Source organism: Ruminococcus flavefaciens MA2007, assembly GCF_000621845.1.
Classification (GTDB): domain Bacteria; phylum Bacillota; class Clostridia; order Oscillospirales; family Ruminococcaceae; genus Ruminococcus; species Ruminococcus flavefaciens_E.
The window spans coordinates 94,485-111,775 of the sequence record NZ_JHXF01000010.1; the positions used below are offsets into that span (position 1 = coordinate 94,485).

Annotated in this window: 18 protein-coding genes; 13 read left to right on the forward strand and 5 right to left on the reverse strand. The window is 44.7% G+C overall.

From position 1 onward, the window contains the following. Window position 1 precedes the first annotated feature (1 nt). From aspS to T497_RS0106645, 11 genes are all read left to right on the forward strand, one after another. Window positions 2-1,780: an aspartate--tRNA ligase gene (gene aspS / locus T497_RS0106595; RefSeq protein ID WP_028514936.1), complete on the forward strand. Its 1,779-nt coding sequence runs from the start codon at window positions 2-4 to the stop codon at window positions 1,778-1,780. Then, complete coding sequence (locus tag T497_RS0106600) at window positions 1,773-2,231, forward strand: NUDIX domain-containing protein (RefSeq protein ID WP_028514937.1); 459 nt, start codon at window positions 1,773-1,775, stop codon at window positions 2,229-2,231. The genes aspS and T497_RS0106600 overlap by 8 nt, the downstream gene beginning before the upstream one ends. Window positions 2,232-2,450: 219 nt before the next feature. After that, complete coding sequence (locus tag T497_RS0106605) at window positions 2,451-2,759, forward strand: hypothetical protein (protein WP_028514938.1); 309 nt, start codon at window positions 2,451-2,453, stop codon at window positions 2,757-2,759. A 32-nt stretch (window positions 2,760-2,791) separates the two neighbouring features. Further along, a complete protein-coding gene (locus T497_RS0106610; RefSeq protein WP_028514939.1) occupies window positions 2,792-4,765 on the forward strand; it encodes a V-type ATP synthase subunit I in 1,974 nt (657 codons plus the stop codon). Next, a complete protein-coding gene (locus tag T497_RS0106615) occupies window positions 4,758-5,231 on the forward strand; it encodes a V-type ATP synthase subunit K (protein ID WP_028514940.1) in 474 nt (157 codons plus the stop codon). The genes T497_RS0106610 and T497_RS0106615 overlap by 8 nt, the downstream gene beginning before the upstream one ends. 13 nt (window positions 5,232-5,244) lie before the next feature. After that, complete coding sequence (locus tag T497_RS0106620) at window positions 5,245-5,841, forward strand: V-type ATP synthase subunit E (RefSeq protein WP_028514941.1); 597 nt, start codon at window positions 5,245-5,247, stop codon at window positions 5,839-5,841. A gap of 4 nt (window positions 5,842-5,845) precedes the next feature. Next, entirely contained in the window at window positions 5,846-6,787 is a 942-nt protein-coding gene (locus tag T497_RS0106625; protein ID WP_028514942.1) for a V0D/AC39 family V-type ATPase subunit, read from the forward strand. Further along, complete coding sequence (locus T497_RS0106630) at window positions 6,780-7,091, forward strand: V-type ATP synthase subunit F (protein ID WP_028514943.1); 312 nt, start codon at window positions 6,780-6,782, stop codon at window positions 7,089-7,091. The genes T497_RS0106625 and T497_RS0106630 overlap by 8 nt, the downstream gene beginning before the upstream one ends. A gap of 21 nt (window positions 7,092-7,112) precedes the next feature. Then, a complete protein-coding gene (locus T497_RS0106635; RefSeq protein ID WP_028514944.1) occupies window positions 7,113-8,882 on the forward strand; it encodes a V-type ATP synthase subunit A in 1,770 nt (589 codons plus the stop codon). Continuing rightward, window positions 8,882-10,258 (forward strand): V-type ATP synthase subunit B, encoded by a 1,377-nt coding sequence (locus tag T497_RS0106640; RefSeq protein ID WP_028514945.1) that lies wholly within the window; start codon window positions 8,882-8,884, stop codon window positions 10,256-10,258. The genes T497_RS0106635 and T497_RS0106640 overlap by 1 nt, the downstream gene beginning before the upstream one ends. Before the next feature lie 10 nt (window positions 10,259-10,268). After that, the gene (locus T497_RS0106645) at window positions 10,269-10,919 is read left to right on the forward strand and encodes a V-type ATP synthase subunit D (protein ID WP_028514946.1); all 651 of its coding nucleotides are present in this window, start codon (window positions 10,269-10,271) and stop codon (window positions 10,917-10,919) included. A gap of 84 nt (window positions 10,920-11,003) precedes the next feature. Here the strand turns inward: T497_RS0106645 and T497_RS0106650 are convergent, their stop codons facing one another. Together T497_RS0106650 and rpsO are read right to left on the reverse strand one after the other, a co-directional pair. Next, a complete protein-coding gene (locus T497_RS0106650; protein ID WP_028514947.1) occupies window positions 11,004-13,118 on the reverse strand; it encodes a polyribonucleotide nucleotidyltransferase in 2,115 nt (704 codons plus the stop codon). A gap of 174 nt (window positions 13,119-13,292) precedes the next feature. After that, window positions 13,293-13,559 carry a 30S ribosomal protein S15 gene (rpsO, locus tag T497_RS0106655; protein ID WP_028514948.1) on the reverse strand — a complete coding sequence of 89 codons (267 nt, stop codon included), beginning with the start codon at window positions 13,557-13,559 and terminating at the stop codon, window positions 13,293-13,295. 293 nt (window positions 13,560-13,852) lie between these two features. Between rpsO and T497_RS0106660 the strand changes: the two genes are divergently transcribed. Further along, window positions 13,853-14,275 (forward strand): PH domain-containing protein, encoded by a 423-nt coding sequence (locus tag T497_RS0106660; RefSeq protein WP_028514949.1) that lies wholly within the window; start codon window positions 13,853-13,855, stop codon window positions 14,273-14,275. Between the two features lie 20 nt (window positions 14,276-14,295). Further along, window positions 14,296-15,360 carry an FkbM family methyltransferase gene (locus T497_RS0106665; RefSeq protein WP_028514950.1) on the forward strand — a complete coding sequence of 355 codons (1,065 nt, stop codon included), beginning with the start codon at window positions 14,296-14,298 and terminating at the stop codon, window positions 15,358-15,360. Between the two features lie 34 nt (window positions 15,361-15,394). Here T497_RS0106665 and T497_RS0106670 read toward each other — a convergent pair whose 3' ends face one another. The 3 genes from T497_RS0106670 to T497_RS0106685 are packed head-to-tail and all read right to left on the reverse strand — an operon-like array spanning window position 15,395 to window position 17,243. Then, the gene (locus T497_RS0106670; protein WP_028514951.1) at window positions 15,395-16,030 is read right to left on the reverse strand and encodes an ABC-2 transporter permease; all 636 of its coding nucleotides are present in this window, start codon (window positions 16,028-16,030) and stop codon (window positions 15,395-15,397) included. Next, window positions 16,031-16,864 (reverse strand): ABC transporter ATP-binding protein, encoded by an 834-nt coding sequence (locus T497_RS0106680; protein ID WP_028514952.1) that lies wholly within the window; start codon window positions 16,862-16,864, stop codon window positions 16,031-16,033. 4 nt (window positions 16,865-16,868) lie between these two features. Continuing rightward, on the reverse strand, window positions 16,869-17,243 hold the full coding sequence (locus T497_RS0106685) for a GntR family transcriptional regulator (protein ID WP_028514953.1): 375 nt from the start codon (window positions 17,241-17,243) through the stop codon (window positions 16,869-16,871). Window positions 17,244-17,291 lie beyond the last annotated feature (48 nt).

Below are 17,291 nucleotides of genomic sequence, written 5' to 3' on the forward strand. Positions count from 1 at the left end.
AATGGCAGACAGTATGAAAGGCCTCAAACGTACCCACTACTGCGGAGAAGTTACCGAAGCAGGCAAGGAAGTCGTTGTAGGCGGATTTGTTGACAGAATAAGAGACAAGGGCGGAGTTATCTTCATCGTATTAAGAGACAGAACAGGCGTTGTTCAGCTTCTTTTCAACGACGAAACTGACCGTGAGCTTTTCGATAAGGCAGCTTCCTGCAAGAGTGAGTATGTTCTCATGGCTAAGGGCGAGGTACGCGAGCGTGAGAGCAAAAATGACAAGCTCAAGACAGGTAATGTCGAGATATTCGTTACTGACCTGAGAATACTTGCAAAGGCTCAGACACCGCCTTTTGAGATAGTAAACGAAACAAAGGTAAACGACGAGCTCCGTCTTAAATACCGTTATCTCGACCTCAGACGCGCACCGCTCCAGCAGAATATCATCATGCGCCATGAGATAGCTAAGGTAACAAGAGAATACTTCTATGAGAACGGATTCCTCGAAATTGAGACTCCTATGATGATGAAGTCTACTCCTGAGGGCGCAAGAGACTATCTTATCCCGTCAAGAGTACATCCGGGCAAGTTCTATGCTCTGCCGCAGTCACCCCAGATATATAAGCAGCTTCTTATGGTATCGGGTTATGACAGATATATCCAGCTTGCACGCTGTTTCCGCGACGAGGATCTCCGTGCAGACAGACAGCCTGAGTTCACTCAGATAGACCTTGAGATGTCATTTGTTGACGCTGATGATATCCAGGAGTGTGTTGAGGGCTTCATTCAACGCGTATTCAAGGAAGTTATCGGTGTTGACGTACCAACTCCGCTTCCGAGACTTACATTTGCTGACGCTATGAACCGTTACGGCTCTGATAAGCCTGATACACGTTTCGGTTTTGAGATTCAGGATATCACCGATACAGTCAAGGATATAGACTTCGTAGTATTCAAGAGCGCTATTGAAGAGGGTGGCTCTGTACGCGCTATCAATGTTAAGAACGGTGCGGCTACATATACACGTAAGGAGATCGACAAGCTTGTTGAGCACGCAAAGGGTATCGGCGCTAAGGGACTTGCTTATATCCGCTGGGCTGACGAGCCTAACTGCTCATTCAAGAAGTTCCTTGTTGAGGGCGACCTCGAAAAGATATGCTCTGCTGTTGACGCACATGAGGGAGACCTTGTGCTTATCTGTGCTGATAAGACCAAGACTGTTCTTGCAACTCTCGGCGCAATAAGACTTATCTGCGGCAAGAGACTGGAAGTTATCCCCGAGGATCAGTACAACTTCCTCTGGATAACAGAAATGCCTTTCTTTGAGCACGATGACGAGAACAATACATGGGTTGCTGCACATCACCCGTTCACTATGCCTATGGAGGAGTGTCTTGAATACCTCGATACCGATCCTGCTAATGTACGTGCAAAGGCTTGGGACCTTGTGCTTAACGGCACTGAGCTTTCAAGCGGCTCTATGCGTATTACTGATTATGAGCTCCAGCAGAAGATGTTTGAGGCTCTCGGCATGACTGACGAGGAGATACAGGCTAAGTTCGGATTTCTCGTTGACGCATACCGTTACGGTGCACCGCCTCACGGTGGTATGGGTATCGGACTTGACCGTCTTGCTATGATAATGTGCAAGGCTGACAGTCTCCGTGATGTAACTGCATTCCCGAAGGTTCAGAACGCAAGCGAGCTTATGTCTGAATGTCCGTCAGCTGTTGACGACGAGAGTCTTGAAGTTCTCGGTATCAGCGTTGTGAAAAAAGAAGATGAGTAATCGCTTTTACGCAGTTTGCGGTATACTTGACATAGACGGGAAAATACTTTTTGTAAGGCATACATATGGTCCTGCAAAGGAGCGTATACTTATTCCCGGAGGCTATGTCAAGGAGGGAGAACTGCCGACTTCGGCGGTCAAGCGCGAGTTTTTCGAGGAAACAGGCGTGAATGCCGAAGCAGAGTCGGTATTTGCTGTTCAGTTTCGCACCGAGCAGTGGATAATCGTATTCAAGCTTAAATATATCTCAGGTGAACCGCACTCCGACGGCTATGAGAACAGCGAAGTCCTGCTTCTTACGCCGCAGGAGGCTGTGGAAAGACCTGATATAACCAATATGAGCCGTGCTATACTTAAAGCGTACATTGATAATGTCGATAATACACTTGAAAAAGGGGATTATCGGTCAATTACGCTTAAAGCAGGCGAATATGAAATATTTGGCGTATAAAAATACACAAAATTTATTTATTTGCATTGACATTTTAATTGAATTGGTGTATAATATTAACTGTGCTATGAAAAACATCTAAGGGAGCTGTCTGTAGGATAAGCTCCCTTTATGTATATTTGCAAATTTATTCATAATTTATCTATTGACTGTAATAAGATTAGGTGATATAATCTTAATATTAAATGACCGACAGTCATTTTTAGAGGAGGTATGACAATGGCGTCTGAAGCTGTTAAAAAAATTCTCGAAGCCGAAGCGCTCTCCGATAAGAAAAATGCGGAGGCGCGTAAAAAGCGTGACGAGATAATAGACGCTGCCTCGGGAAGTTCTTCGCTTGCTATTCAGAAAAGGCTCAGCGAAGCACATTCAGAGGTCGCGAAACTAAAGGCTGATTTCGATGAAAAGTTTAAGGCTTATGAAAAGAAAGCCGAGAGCGAATGCGAAACAAACATTGATAGTATAAAGCAAAAGGCTGAAAAAAATATGGCGTCAGCTGTTGATGAGATAATCAGCAGATTCTTTTGATTTTGCTCTTGAAAAGGAGTGTGATGTAAAATATGGCGAAGCTCAGAATGAAAAAGATCGAGCTTATTGCTATGCTCACGGACAGTAAAAAAATTATAGAGCTGCTTCAGCGGCGAGGTGTGGTCGAGATATCCAAAAATGATGATGAAGAGCTTGAAAACACCAATGTTACGGCTGTTGTTGGCGAATTTGACAAGTTCCGAAGTACTGCGGTCCAGGCGCTGGAGATAATCGACAGCTATTTCCCTGAAAAGGTTGGATTAGCCGATATGTTCAGCGGCAAGACTGAGGTCGAAAAGCACGAATTCGGCAGAGAAGCTATGCAAATGGAAAAAGTGATGTCCGCTGCGAATGAAATTATCAAAAATCAGCGTATCATTACTGAATCCAACGCAAGTATTTCTCAGCTTGAGATAAAGTGCGATATGCTTGAAAGGTGGACGCCTCTTGACGTTCCGCTGAATTTTAAGGGAACGGCTTCAACATCGGCGTATATCGGTACTTTACCGTACCAGATAACATCAGAAGAGCTCGAAGAACAACTGCCCGATAATTGCAGCGTCGAAGTTGTCAGTGGTTCAAAGGAGCAGACAAATCTGTTTATACTATGCAGCAAGGATACCTATGAAGAAGCAGGGGATAAGCTGCGAAAGCTCGCCTTTGCGACGGTTTCCGAACCTGAAAGCAAGACTCCGAACGATTTGATAGCTTCTTATAAAGAAGAAGCGGAAAAGCTTGAAAAGAAGATAGAGGACGCGAAGAGCTTCATAGAAAAGCTTTCGGAGAATCGAAAACAGCTTCGGTTTGTTATTGATTACCTGCAAATGCGAAAGGAAAAATATGACGCCCTCAGCGGACTTGGCTTCACGGAGAGTACATTCGTACTGACAGGCTATATCCCCGAGAAATATGCGGAATCCCTTAAAAAGGAGATCGAAGCCAAATACACAGCGGCTATAACGTTTACCGATCCTACAGATGAGGACGATGTTCCTGTTTTGCTTGAAAACAGCAAGTTCTCCGCTCCTGTAGAAGGCATAACGAAGATGTATGCGATGCCGGGCAAGGGCGATGTCGATCCTACGCCTGTAATGTCGTTCTTCTATTACCTGTTCTTTGGAATGATGTTATCCGACGCAGGTTACGGAATCCTCATGATAATCGGAACTACCATTGCCTTGAAGAAATTCAAGCTTGAAACAAGTATGAAGAAAACTCTGACAATGTTCCGAAACTGCGGTATTTCCACAGTGTTCTGGGGAGCACTTTTCGGAAGCTGGTTCGGAGATATTGCACAAGTAGTCGCAAGGAACTTCTTCGATAAAGAGATAGGCAGTCTTGCGCTTTGGTTCGAGCCTCTTACCGATCCTGTAAAGCTTCTTCTGGTCTCATTCGGACTGGGAATACTTCATCTTTTCCTCGGCGTTGCCGTGGCATTCAAGATGACATGGGACAGCGGCAAAAAGCTTGACGCAATATTTGACGCACTGCCGATTTATCTTATAGTTCTGGGCGTTGCACCTTTAGGTGCAGGAATGTTCATATCCGTTCCGGAAGTTCTTAAAACAACAGGCATATATATGCTTCTTGCAGGCGTTATAATACTTGTTCTGACGGCTGGAAGAACGTCAAAATCCATATTCGGCAAGTTCTTCGGCGGTCTGTATGCCCTTTACAATACAGCTACAGGCTACTTTGGTGATATCCTTTCCTATTCGAGACTTCTTGCTCTCGGACTTGCAACAGGAAGTATCGCCAGCGTTATAAACCTTATCGGTACAATGCCCGAAAATAAGGTATTCAAGCTCATACTTCTGATAATCGTATTTGTTGTCGGACATATAGCAAACCTTGCAATAAATCTGCTGGGTGCATATGTTCATACGGACAGACTACAGTTTGTTGAGCTTTTCAGTAAATTCTACACAGGCGGCGGAAGAGAATTTGCACCGCTCACTGTAAATACCAAGTATATAAAATTCAAGGAGGAAAATTCAAATGACTAACGGTTTAGTTTTAGCAATTATAGGAGCTGCTCTTGCAGCACTTTTAGCAGGTATAGGTTCTGCAAAGGGCGTAAGCCTTGTAGGTGAGGCTGCTTCAGGAGTAGTTTCAGTTGATCCTTCAAAATTCAGCAAGGTGCTTGTTCTTGAGCTTCTCCCGGGTACACAGGGACTTTACGGACTTATCGCAGCAATGTTCATTCTTCTTCGTACAGGTGTTCTCGGCGGCGGCGCTGCTGAGCTCACAGTTCAGCAGGGACTCGGATTCCTTGCAGCTTCACTTCCTATCGCAGTAGTTGGTCTTATCTCAGGTATCATGCAGGGCAGAACAGCTGCGGCAGGTGTAAGCATCACAGCTAAGAAGCCAGACCACAACGGTAAGGCTATCATCATGGCTGCTATGGTAGAGACATACGCTATCCTTGCACTTCTTATATCAGTTCTTATGATATTGAACATCGCAGTATGACGGAGGTGGGGATATGTCAGGACTTGACGAGATTCTTAACCTCATCGAAACTCAGCAGCAGCAGGGAGAAGAGCTTATCTTGAAAGCTGCCAAAAGCAAAGCAGCCGCAATAAAGGCTGAGGGCGATAAAAAAGCTCAGACAGCCTATGAAGATTTTATGCACAGGTCAAAGGAACAGGCTGAAAAGGATTACGAAAACGCCTGTAATTCCGCTGATGCAGAAATGAAGCGCCGAGTTCTTGCCTGCAAGGTAGGACTTATTGACGAAGCTATTGAAAAGACCGTTGCTAAGCTGAAGGCATTGCCTGATAATGAGTATTTTCAGCTTATCATTAAGCTTGCAGAGCGTCACAGCCAGCCTGAAAAAGGTGTACTGTCATTATGCAGCAAGGACCTTGCAAGAGTACCTGCGGATTTTGAGAGCAAGCTTAACGAGAGTATCAATAAAAAAGGCGGAAGTATAACTCTTTCAAAAGAAGCTGCCGATATCGAGGACGGTTTCATACTAAGCTATGGACTTATTTCGGAAAATTGCAGCTTCCGTGCAATTATCGAATCCGAAAAGGATGAGATAAGAGATACGGCTGCGAGAGCGCTTTTCGGTAGGTGAGAACATGAACGATACAAAATACGCAAACGCCGTGGGTGCTGTCAGAGCAATGGAAAATTCTTTGCTGACAAAGACTGATATTGACCAGCTTATCAATTCAAGGAATAAAGCTGAGATATCATCTATTATACAGTCAAGAAGCGGTTCAAGCAGCAGTGAGAGCCTTTCCGATGTGTGGGCAATGCTCAGGGCATATGCTCCCGACTGCAAAGAGCTCCCCATACTGCTCTACAGAAATGATTTTCATAATCTGAAAGCAGTGCTGAAAGCTATAATCTCCAACAGAGAGCCCAAGCAGTATTATATCGAACCGTCAAACGTTGAGCTTTCGACGCTCGTTGACGCTATAAATTCAAAGGAGTATGATGAACTCCCTAATTATATGCAGAGCACAGCCGAAGAAGCTTATGAGCTCATAACCCAGACTCTGGACGGTCAACTGTCAGATTCACTTATAGATATGGCGGCGCTGAAGGCTATGCAGAAAAGTGCGGAGGAGTGCGGCAGCAGCTTCATGCAGAAATATGCCGAGCTTCTGACAGTATGCGCTGATATAAAAACTGCCTATAGGTGCAGTATACTCGGTAAAAACGCTCAGTTCATGGAAAGCGCCATATGCGGCAGCAGTGAGCTTGATAAGGAACAGCTAATAAGAGCTGCACTTGGCGGCACAGAATCGCTTTTTAGTTATCTTGAGGGTACAGCTTACAGTGACGCAGCAGTGCTTCTGAAAGACTCTGCGGCACAGTATGAAAAGTGGTGCGATGACGTTATCATGGAGCTTGCAGAGACTGCGCGTATGCAGGCATTCGGCTCGGAGCCTCTTGCGGCATATTTTATCGCTAAAGAAGCGGAAATAAAGAACCTGCGCATTCTCTCAGTATGTAAGGAGTTCGGCGCAGACAAGGAAACTATCACGGAAAGGATGAGAAAGCTATATGTATAAGGCAGCAGTTATAGGCGACAGCGCAAGTGTGTCGGGCTTTGCGGCTCTTGGGCTTTCTGTATTCCGTGAGACTGAGCCTGAAAAGATAACCAAGCTTATTTCAAGACTTGCAGCTAATGACTTCGCAGTTATATATATAACCGAGCCTGCGGCTGCACTTGTGAAAGATACAATAAACAAATATCGGAGCAGCAAGCTTCCGTCAATAGTTCTGATACCTGCCATAGAGGGCAACACAGGTGACGGTATAAGAGCTCTTCACGAAGCAGTAGAAAAGGCTGTTGGCTCCGATATATTAAATTAGGAAAGAGGCGGATAAGCAGAAATGAACAGCAAAGGTACAGTAGTTAAAATATCAGGACCGCTTGTAGTTGCCGAAGGCATGAGAGATGCCAATATGTTTGACGTTGTCCGCGTTAGTGAGAAGCGTCTTATTGGCGAGATAATCGAAATGCACGGTGACCGTGCTTCAATACAGGTTTACGAGGAAACATCAGGACTTGGCACAGGCGAAGCTGTAGAATCTACAGGCGAGCCTATGAGCGTTGAGCTCGGTCCCGGTCTTATCGGAAGTATCTTCGACGGTATTCAGCGTCCTCTTGACGCTATAAGAAAGGTCTGCGGAAATAATCTCGCAAGAGGTGTTGAGGTTCCATCACTTAAAAGAGAGAACGTATGGAAGTTTACTCCCTCAGTGAAAGTCGGAGACAAGGTCGTAGGCGGAGATATTATAGGAACAGTTCCCGAGACAGATATAGTTCTCCATAAAATAATGGTGCCAAATGGTGTGGAGGGTACTGTCAAGAAAATATCAGAGGGCGAATTCCACGCTGATGATACTGTTTGTATCATTGAAACAGCTAAGGGCGAAAAGGAGCTCTCACTGATACAGAAATGGCCTGTTCGTCAGGGCAGACCTTATCAGAAGAAGCTTTCACCGACTATGCCACTTGTAACAGGTCAGCGTGTTATTGACTGCCTGTTCCCGATAGCAAAGGGCGGTGTTGCAGCTATCCCCGGACCTTTCGGAAGCGGTAAGACAGTTACACAGCATCAGCTGGCAAAGTGGGCAGAGGCTGACATCATCGTTTATATCGGCTGCGGTGAGCGTGGAAATGAGATGACAGATGTTCTCAACGAGTTCCCTGAGCTTATTGACCCGAATACAGGAAAATCACTTATGGAGCGTACAGTTCTTATCGCTAATACCTCGGATATGCCTGTTGCAGCCCGTGAGGCTTCTGTATATACAGGTATCACTATCGCTGAGTATTATCGTGATATGGGCTATTCTGTAGCTCTTATGGCTGATTCTACATCACGTTGGGCAGAGGCTCTCCGTGAGATGTCAGGCCGTCTCGAAGAAATGCCAGGTGATGAGGGCTATCCAGCTTACCTCGGAAGCCGTCTTGCTCAGTTTTATGAGCGCGCAGGACGTGTTATCTCCACAGGTACAGAGGGCAGGGAAGGCGCACTGTCAGTAATCGGTGCGGTATCGCCTCCCGGCGGTGATATCTCAGAACCTGTATCACAGGCTACGCTTCGTATCGTAAAGGTATTCTGGGGACTTGATTCAAACCTCGCTTACCAGAGACATTTCCCTGCAATAAACTGGCTGACCAGCTATTCGCTGTACGCTGATTCCCTTGCAGACTGGTATAACAATAACGTATCCAAGGACTGGATGAAGTCCCGTGCAAGATTTATGGAAATACTCCATGAAGAAGCCGAGCTCAAGGAGATCGTAAAGCTCATCGGTATGGACGCTCTTTCACCTAATGACCGACTGAAAATGGAGACTGCCCGTTCTATCCGTGAGGACTTCCTGCATCAGCTGGCTTTCCATGAGGTAGATACCTATACAAGCCTTAAAAAGCAGCTTTATATGATGAAGCTTATCCTTAACTTCAATGACGAGGCTGCTGACGTTCTTGCCAAGGGCGCTGACGTTGAAGCAGTGGCAAACCTTGAGGTAAGAGAAAAGATAGGCCGTTTCAAGTATATCGAAGAAGAAAAAACAGACGCAGAATTTGACAAGCTCAGTGTGGAGATATCCTCAGAGCTCAACGAGCTGCTTGACAAGGAGGAAGACTAATGCCAAGAGAATACAGAACAATTGAAGAGGCGGCAGGTCCTCTGCTGCTTGTCAAGGACGTTGAGAATGTAACTTACGGCGAGCTTGCTGAGATAAGACTTAAAAACGGCGAGAAAAGGCGCTGCCGTGTTCTTGAGATAGACGGCTCGAATGCTCTTGTTCAGCTTTTTGAGAACGCTGCTGGTATCAACTTACAGGACAGCAGTGTAGTATTCTCAGGTCACCAGATGGAGCTTGGCGTATCCGAGGATATGCTGGGACGAGTTTTCGACGGTCTCGGCAGACCTATCGACGACGGTCCCGAGCTTATACCTGAAATGCGACTTGACGTAAACGGTCTTCCTATGAATCCTGTTGCAAGAAAGTATCCGCAGGAGTTCATACAAACAGGTGTATCTGCTATAGACGGACTCAACACCCTTGTAAGAGGTCAGAAGCTGCCTATTTTCTCGGCAAGCGGACTTCCTCATGCACAGCTTGCTGCACAGATAGCAAGACAGGCTAAGGTTCGCGGAAAAGACGAGCAGTTTGCCGTTGTATTTGCTGCTATGGGTATTACTTTTGAGGAGTCTGAGTACTTTGTACAGAGCTTTAAGAGTACAGGAGCACTTGACAGAACAGTCCTTTTCATAAACCTTGCTAACGACTCTGCTATCGAGCGTCTTGCAACTCCGAAAATGGCGCTTACAGCCGCTGAGTATCTTGCATTTGAGAAGGGTATGCATGTACTTGTTATCCTTACTGATATTACCAACTACGCAGACGCTCTCCGTGAGGTATCTGCCGCACGTAAGGAAGTTCCTGGACGACGCGGTTATCCGGGATATATGTATACTGACCTTGCTACTATTTATGAGCGTGCAGGCCGTCAGGAGGGCAAAGAGGGAAGTATCACCATGATACCTATCCTTACCATGCCCGAGGACGATAAAACTCACCCAATCCCCGACCTTACAGGATATATCACAGAGGGACAGATAATCCTCTCCCGTGAGCTCTACAGAAAGGGTATCAATCCGCCTGTAGACGTTCTTCCGTCCCTTTCACGTCTTAAAGATAAGGGTATCGGTGAAGGCAAGACTCGCGCCGACCACTCCGACACTATGAACCAGCTCTTCTCTGCCTATGCACGAGGCAAGGACGCTAAGGAACTCATGGTCGTACTTGGTGAGGCAGCTCTTACTCCTACGGACCTTATTTATGCGAGATTTGCAGACGAATTCGAGAAGAAATATGTATCTCAGGGCTTTGAAAACAACAGAAGCATCGAGGATACGCTTTCAATTGGCTGGGAGCTTCTGAAAATGCTCCCGAGAAGCGAGCTGCGCCGAATCAGAGAGGAATATCTGGTCAAGTACTATGATACTCAGAAATGAGGTGAGCTGATTGGCAAGATTAAATGTTAATCCCACCCGTATGGAGCTCAGCAAGCTTAAAAAGAAGCTCTCTTCTGCGCGAAGAGGCCACAAGCTTCTTAAAGATAAGCGTGACGAGCTCATGCGTCAGTTCATGATACTCATAAAGGAGAACCGCCAGCTAAGAACAGAAGTAGAGGCGGCTATATCCGAGGCTAACCGTTATATGGCGGTAGCAGGTTCTGTAATGCAGAGAGAGGTGCTTGAAACAGCTCTTATGCTTCCGAAGCAGGAGGTCGAGCTTGAAGTTTCCGAGAAAAACGTAATGAGTGTATATATTCCCGAGTTCAAGCCAAAGTACCGCTCAGGTGATACCAATGATATCTACTCATACGGTATGGCGTTCACGTCTATTGACCTTGACGGCGCGGTTAGCGCTCTCAGCAGTGTTTTTCCGAAGATGATAAGACTTGCTGAGGTGGAGAAGGCTTGTCAGCTCATGGCTGACGAGATAGAAAAAACTCGCCGCCGTGTTAATGCGCTGGAGCATATAATGATACCTGACTATGAGGAAACTATCAAGTTTATCACCATGAAGCTTTCTGAAAACGAAAGAAGCACCACAACTTCACTTATGAAAGTAAAGGATATGGTGCTCAAACAGAGTCATAATTTTCACTGATACAACAAAGGCGGTCATATTGACCGCCTTGATTTTTTTTCTGTAAAAAAGCTCCATGTGCTGTCACATGGAGCTTTATAAAACTTAGTTGTTCTTCTTTGCTTCAATATCAGCAAGAGCGTCCTTGCGTGAGAGATTGATTCTGCCCTGACGGTCGATCTCTGTTACCTTAACAACGATCTCGTCACCGATAGAAACAACGTCCTCTACCTTTTCAACTCTCTGCTTATCGAGCTTGGAGATGTGAACAAGTCCGTCCTTACCGGGAGCGATCTCAACGAATGCGCCGAAGTCCATAATTCTTACTACCTTGCCCTTGTAGATAGCACCTACCTCAGGATCGTTAGCGATTGTATGGATTATCTGGAGAGCCTTGTTTGCGTTATCTCCGTCAATACCGCTGATAAATACATTACCATCATCACTGATGTCGATCTTAACATCGCAGTCAGCAGATATCTTCTGGATAACCTTGCCGCCCTGACCGATAACTTCACGGATCTTATCAACTGGGATCTTGGTCTGGAGCATCTTAGGAGCGTACTTATTAACAGTAGGTCTGCTCTCAGGGATAGCCTTGAGCATGATCTCGTCAAGGATATAGAGACGAGCCTTTCTTGTCTTCTCGAATGCTTCCTTGATGATCGCAGGTGTAAGACCGTCGACCTTGATATCTACCTGAATAGCTGTGATACCCTTGTGAGTACCGCCAACCTTGAAGTCCATATCGCCGAAGAAGTCCTCAAGTCCCTGAATGTCGACCATTGTCATGAAGTCGTCACTGTCGGGAAGTGTGATAAGTCCGCAGGAGATACCTGCAACAGGAGCCTTTATCGGTACGCCTGCGTCCATAAGAGCAAGTGTAGAACCGCAGATAGAGCCCTGTGATGTGGAGCCGTTAGAGGAAAGAACCTCTGAAACCAGTCTCAGTGCATATGGGAATTCCTCAACAGGAGGGATAACAGGAGCAAGAGCTCTTTCAGCAAGAGCACCGTGACCGATCTCGCGGCGTCCCGGACCTCTGCTTGGCTTTGTCTCACCAACAGAGTAGCTTGGGAAGTTGTACTGGTGCATATATCTCTTGGAGTCTTCCTCGTCGAGACCGTCTATCTTCTGAGCGTCGCTTACAGGACCGAGTGTAGCGATAGTGAGGACCTGTGTCTGACCTCTTGTAAAGAGACCTGAACCGTGTACTCTCGGGAGAACGCCTACCTCTGCTGCCAGAGGACGAATCTCGTCGATACCACGTCCGTCAACACGCTTGCCCTCATAGAGCCATGCACGAACTATCTTCTTCTGGAGCTTGTAGATGCACTCGTCGATCATAGCGATCTGCTCAGGGTACTTCTCATCGAAGTTAGCGTGGATATCGTCAACGATAGGAGCAAGTCTCTCGTCACGGACATTCTTGTCGTTTGTATCGAGAGCAAACTTAACGCGGTCAGAAGCAAATGCTTCGATAGCGTCAAACATATCGTGGTCAACTTCCATTGACTCGAATGTGAACTTTGGCTTACCGATCTGAGCGCGTATATCGCTGATGAAAGCTACCATTTTCTTGATCTCTTCGTGTCCTTTGAGGATAGCTTCCAGCATTGTGTCCTCGGGAACTTCGTTAGCGCCTGCCTCGATCATAACGATCTTTTCAGCAGTACCTGCAACTGTAAGAGTAAGGTCTGTCTTAGCTCTCTGCTCAAGAGTAGGATTGAGAACGATCTCGCCGTCAACAAGACCAACGTTGATGCCTGCGATAGGACCGTTCCATGGAATATCGGAAATAGAGATAGCGATAGAAGTAGCTATCATACCTGCAATTTCAGGTGAGTTGTCAGGCTCTACAGCAAGTACAGTCATAACAACAGAAACGTCGTTTCTCATGTCCTTAGGGAACAGAGGACGGATAGGTCTGTCAACACAGCGTGAAGTAAGGATAGCCTTTTCGGAAGGCTTGCCCTCGCGCTTTGTGAATGAGCCTGGGATCCTGCCTACTGAGTAGAGTCTTTCCTCGTAGTCAACTGAAAGAGGGAAGAAGTCAACGCCCTCTCTTGGCTTTGCACTTGCAGTAACATTTGCCATTACAACAGTCTCGCCGTATCTTACCCAGCAGGAGCCGTTTGCAAGACCGCAGGTCTTGCCTGTCTCAACAACGAGAGGTCTGCCTGCATAGGTTGTTTCAAAGGTTCTGTAGTTTTCAAACATCTTTAATATGCCTCCAATTTTATAATATTTATCAGAGGAGAGCTTTTAGAAGTTAGAGGTAAAAGCACGATATATCAGCTTCATAGCCCTTACCTCTGACTTCTAATCCCTGCACTCTGATAGACGTAAAGGCAGAAGGGCATAGAACCCCACTGCCTTCTTTCACATTTGTAATTACTTACGGAGACCGAGCTTCTCAACGATAGCACGGTATCTTTCGATATCCTTCTTCTTGAGATATCCGAGAAGGTTACGTCTGTGACCAACCATCTTGAGAAGACCTCTTCTTGAGTGGTGGTCGTTCTTGTGCTCCTTGAGGTGGTTTGTGAGATCGTTGATTCTTCTTGTAAGAATAGCGATCTGAACCTCAGGAGAACCTGTGTCCTTTTCGTGTGTTCTGTTAGCCTCAATAACGGCTGTCTTTTCATCCTTCAATAACATTTGAAGCACCTCTTAAATAAAATATTCCGTCAACTCAGTGGGAGGTGAAAATCGAGGTCAAGCCCCGAACCAAGTACACGGTGATAATATTATACCATATAAAAAAGACTTTGTAAAGAGTTTTTTTCGATTTTTGAGAAAAAAATAAGATTCTTTTGTGCAAAAGAAATATATATGGCTTCTTCAATTTGTTGCAAATATAGTTTTATAAGGTAAGATAGTTGACTATCGGTGCAATATGTGTTAAAATAGTAATACTAAGGTTTGTCAGATAAGGATTGGAGGATCATGCTATGAAAAAAAATGCATTTGATTATGTATGGACAGATAAAAAACGCTCACTTTTCGGACTGCCTCTTACTTTTACACGCTACTATCTCACAGAGACAAAGTTCATTACCAGAACAGGTTTTTTCAATATCGACGAAGACGAGATAGACCTTTACAAGATAACCGATAAAAAGGTGAAATATCCTTTCTTCCAGCGTTTATTCAACTGCGGAACTATAATAATCTACAGCCGCGACGCCGATACTCCCTCAAAGGAAGTACACTGTGTCAAGAACGTCAGAAAGGTTTCAGAGCTTATTGACAAGTATCTCAATATCATGCGCGACAAGTATGGTATCAGAGGAAGAGATATGATGAGTATGCACTCGCATTGTGACCATGATGATGATTTTGATGATACGCAGTATCACGACGGGGATTATTGATTAAAGAGGTGATAGGGACAATGCTCTCGTTTATAACTGAAAAACAATCCAGCTGGGACAGACTGAAGGCGGAAGAACGTCCCATATTCATCTATGGAATGGGCGACGGTGCATTAAAGATAATGTCCGTTTTCCGTGACAAGCATATAACGGTAGCAGGTATCTTCGCCAGTGATGATTTTGTACGCGGTCACTCCTTTGAGGGCTACAGAGTCCATAAGCTTTCCGAGATAGAGGAAGCAGTCGACGACTTTGTTGTAGTTCTTGCTTTTGCGGCAGGCTATCAGGAGATAGTCGACAAGGTACAGGAGATAGCTTCAAAGCATACTCTTTATGTACCTGATGTTCCTGTAGTGGGAAGAGGGCTTTTCACCTATGAGTACTGCATGGAGAACGAGGATAAGATACAGCAAGTCTACGACAGTCTTGCTGATGATTATTCGCGCAAAGTATACGCAAATATCATTAACTTCAAGATAAGCGGCAAAATAGATTATCTTTCCGCTGTAACTACCTCTAAATCAGATATATACAAGAGAATAATCAAGCCGAATCTCAACGAGATATACGTTGACCTCGGCGCATATAACGGCGATACAATAAAGGAGCTTTTAGAATTCACTCAGGGCAGATATGCTTCGATATATGCGCTTGAGCCTGATAAGAAGAACTTCAAGAAGCTTGCTAAATTCATAGACGGTATGTCTCATGTTTATGCTTATAATTCGGCGGCATGGTGTACAGACACGGAGCTCCCTTTTGCTGCTAAAGCAGGCAGACAGTCTGCTATAACAGCAGAGTCCGAGAATATGATAGGAGCGCTTTCCGTTGACAGTATCCTTGCCAAGAAGCCTGCAACTATAATCAAAATGGACGTTGAAGGCTTTGAACGTGAAGCTATATGGGGAGCGGCAAGAACCATATCTCATTATGCTCCTAAAATGATGGTGTCACTTTACCACAGGAACGAGGATATATTTGAGCTCCCATTGCTGATAAAGAAGCTTAATCCTGCATATAAGCTGTATATAAGACATCAGCTTTACATTCCTGCATGGGAAACAAATCTTTACGCAACAGTATAACAAAAGCGACAGGTTTTAGCCTGTCGCTTTTTATTTATGCCTCTTTTGATTCGTATATTTTAACTGAGATAAACCATGATATCAGCAGCATTACTGCAAGTACTCCGATAGCTGCTGTGCAAAACAGACCTGTATTGCTGAAAAGCTTTGCAGTTTTTTCTGTTATTTTGCTTGAATCGGAAAGAATGATCGGAGGTAAGATACCGCAGATAAGTCCGATGATTACGAGATATACTATTCTGCCCTTTGTTGTGCCGAATTTATAGTTTATCGGCAGTGATACACATGGAACAAGAGCTCCCAAAAGAAGTGCTATGACAGACATAGAAAGCATTTCTCTGAAAACTGTAGGGGATTTATAATTAACGGCGAGCATCATTACAGCAATAAATACAGCTGAAATAAGGGACATTATAGCTACGGAGATATATCTCGAGGATACGATAGTCTTTTTGTTTACGGGCATACAGTAAATATATTTGTCCCAGTGGCTCATCTCATCGTATGACATCTGTCCGAGAGGCAGCATTGAAAGCAGCATAGGTATCAGCATGAGGAACATACTCTGCTTGTTGAGAAGTCCGACGACAGCAAATACAGGTATTATAATAAGAGAAAATTTATTATTTTTGAAGTTTGTTATCATTTCTTTTATAAGTAAGCCTTTCATTTACTTTTCCTCCTTAGCCATGAATACGAAAAGGTCCTCTATCGTAACAGGCGATGAATTGAATGTTGACGGTATTTTCTCAACATCTGCAATAGCTTCAACGCTGAATTTGCCGACTTTTTTGCCTTTTATTGCAGCAGGATCAAGCTCTGAGAGCTGCTGCTCGGTAAGATTTATGAAGCGGTATTTTTCGAGAAGAGCGTCTTTTTCTTCGCAGAGCATGAGATTTCCGTTGTGCATAAAAGCAATGTAATCGCAAAGCTTTTCGAGGTCGCTTACTATATGAGAAGATATAAGTATTGAGTGATCTTCATCTCGTGTAAAATCGTTGAGAATGTCGATTATCTCGTCTCTTACAAGGGGATCAAGACCGCTTGTAGGCTCATCGAGTATGAGAAGCTTTGCGTTATGGGAAAGAGCGACAGCGATACCGAGTTTCATTTTCATACCCTTTGAGAAATCGCTGAACTTTTTATCAGTTGGGAGTGAAAATGAATCAATATAGCCGAAAAATACCTTTTCGTCCCAATTCTTATACATATTCTTCATTATCTTGTTTATATCCTTGATATTAAGTGAAGCAGGCATACCGACCTCGTCAAGAACAACGCCGATATCCTCTTTAAGCTGCGCGGAAAGAGTCTGACCGAGGATACTGATACTGCCGTTGTCGGGTTTTGTCATACCGAGAATAGAGCGTATAGTGGTGCTTTTGCCTGCTCCGTTTTCGCCGATAAGTCCCATAATGCAGCCGTTTGGCAGATCAAATGAGATATTGTTCAGAGTAAAGCCTTTATATTTTTTGGTGAGATTTTTTATTTCAATAGCGTTCATAAGATCACTCCTGTTCATATATGATATTTATCATTTCGATCATATCATTTTTTGACAGCTGACAGGCAGCTGCAAGATTTTTTATCTCCATAATGTGTTCTTCGATTTTTTTCAGATTATGTTCTTTAAGCAGTTCAGTATTCTGAGCTGCTACGAAGCAGCCTTTAGCAGGCAGTGTATAAATGAAGCCTTCGCGTTCAAGCTCGTCATAAGCTCTTTTAGTGGTTATGACGCTAATCCGCAGGTCTTTTGCCAGATTCCTTATGGAAGGAAGAGGTTCGTTTGCCGCAAGCGTTCCGCTGATTATCTGATTTTTTATCTGACTATAGATCTGATCGTAAATTGGCGCACCGCTTCTATTGTCGATAAAGATGTTCATCTGTGCTCTCCTTTCGTACTGTATATATACAGTATACACAGATATGAC

What these genes read in the sequence shown, in the direction of transcription:
- aspS (WP_028514936.1), top strand. Translation starts at nt 2, where the DNA reads ATGGCAGACAGTATGAAAGGCCTCAAACGTACCCACTACTGCGGAGAA.
- T497_RS0106600 (WP_028514937.1), top strand. Translation starts at nt 1,773, where the DNA reads ATGAGTAATCGCTTTTACGCAGTTTGCGGTATACTTGACATAGACGGG.
- T497_RS0106605 (WP_028514938.1), top strand. Translation starts at nt 2,451, where the DNA reads ATGGCGTCTGAAGCTGTTAAAAAAATTCTCGAAGCCGAAGCGCTCTCC.
- T497_RS0106610 (WP_028514939.1), top strand. Translation starts at nt 2,792, where the DNA reads ATGGCGAAGCTCAGAATGAAAAAGATCGAGCTTATTGCTATGCTCACG.
- T497_RS0106615 (WP_028514940.1), top strand. Translation starts at nt 4,758, where the DNA reads ATGACTAACGGTTTAGTTTTAGCAATTATAGGAGCTGCTCTTGCAGCA.
- T497_RS0106620 (WP_028514941.1), top strand. Translation starts at nt 5,245, where the DNA reads ATGTCAGGACTTGACGAGATTCTTAACCTCATCGAAACTCAGCAGCAG.
- T497_RS0106625 (WP_028514942.1), top strand. Translation starts at nt 5,846, where the DNA reads ATGAACGATACAAAATACGCAAACGCCGTGGGTGCTGTCAGAGCAATG.
- T497_RS0106630 (WP_028514943.1), top strand. Translation starts at nt 6,780, where the DNA reads ATGTATAAGGCAGCAGTTATAGGCGACAGCGCAAGTGTGTCGGGCTTT.
- T497_RS0106635 (WP_028514944.1), top strand. Translation starts at nt 7,113, where the DNA reads ATGAACAGCAAAGGTACAGTAGTTAAAATATCAGGACCGCTTGTAGTT.
- T497_RS0106640 (WP_028514945.1), top strand. Translation starts at nt 8,882, where the DNA reads ATGCCAAGAGAATACAGAACAATTGAAGAGGCGGCAGGTCCTCTGCTG.
- T497_RS0106650 (WP_028514947.1), bottom strand. Translation starts at nt 13,118, where the DNA reads ATGTTTGAAAACTACAGAACCTTTGAAACAACCTATGCAGGCAGACCT.
- rpsO (WP_028514948.1), bottom strand. Translation starts at nt 13,559, where the DNA reads ATGTTATTGAAGGATGAAAAGACAGCCGTTATTGAGGCTAACAGAACA.
- T497_RS0106660 (WP_028514949.1), top strand. Translation starts at nt 13,853, where the DNA reads ATGAAAAAAAATGCATTTGATTATGTATGGACAGATAAAAAACGCTCA.
- T497_RS0106665 (WP_028514950.1), top strand. Translation starts at nt 14,296, where the DNA reads ATGCTCTCGTTTATAACTGAAAAACAATCCAGCTGGGACAGACTGAAG.
- T497_RS0106670 (WP_028514951.1), bottom strand. Translation starts at nt 16,030, where the DNA reads ATGAAAGGCTTACTTATAAAAGAAATGATAACAAACTTCAAAAATAAT.
- T497_RS0106680 (WP_028514952.1), bottom strand. Translation starts at nt 16,864, where the DNA reads ATGAACGCTATTGAAATAAAAAATCTCACCAAAAAATATAAAGGCTTT.
- T497_RS0106685 (WP_028514953.1), bottom strand. Translation starts at nt 17,243, where the DNA reads ATGAACATCTTTATCGACAATAGAAGCGGTGCGCCAATTTACGATCAG.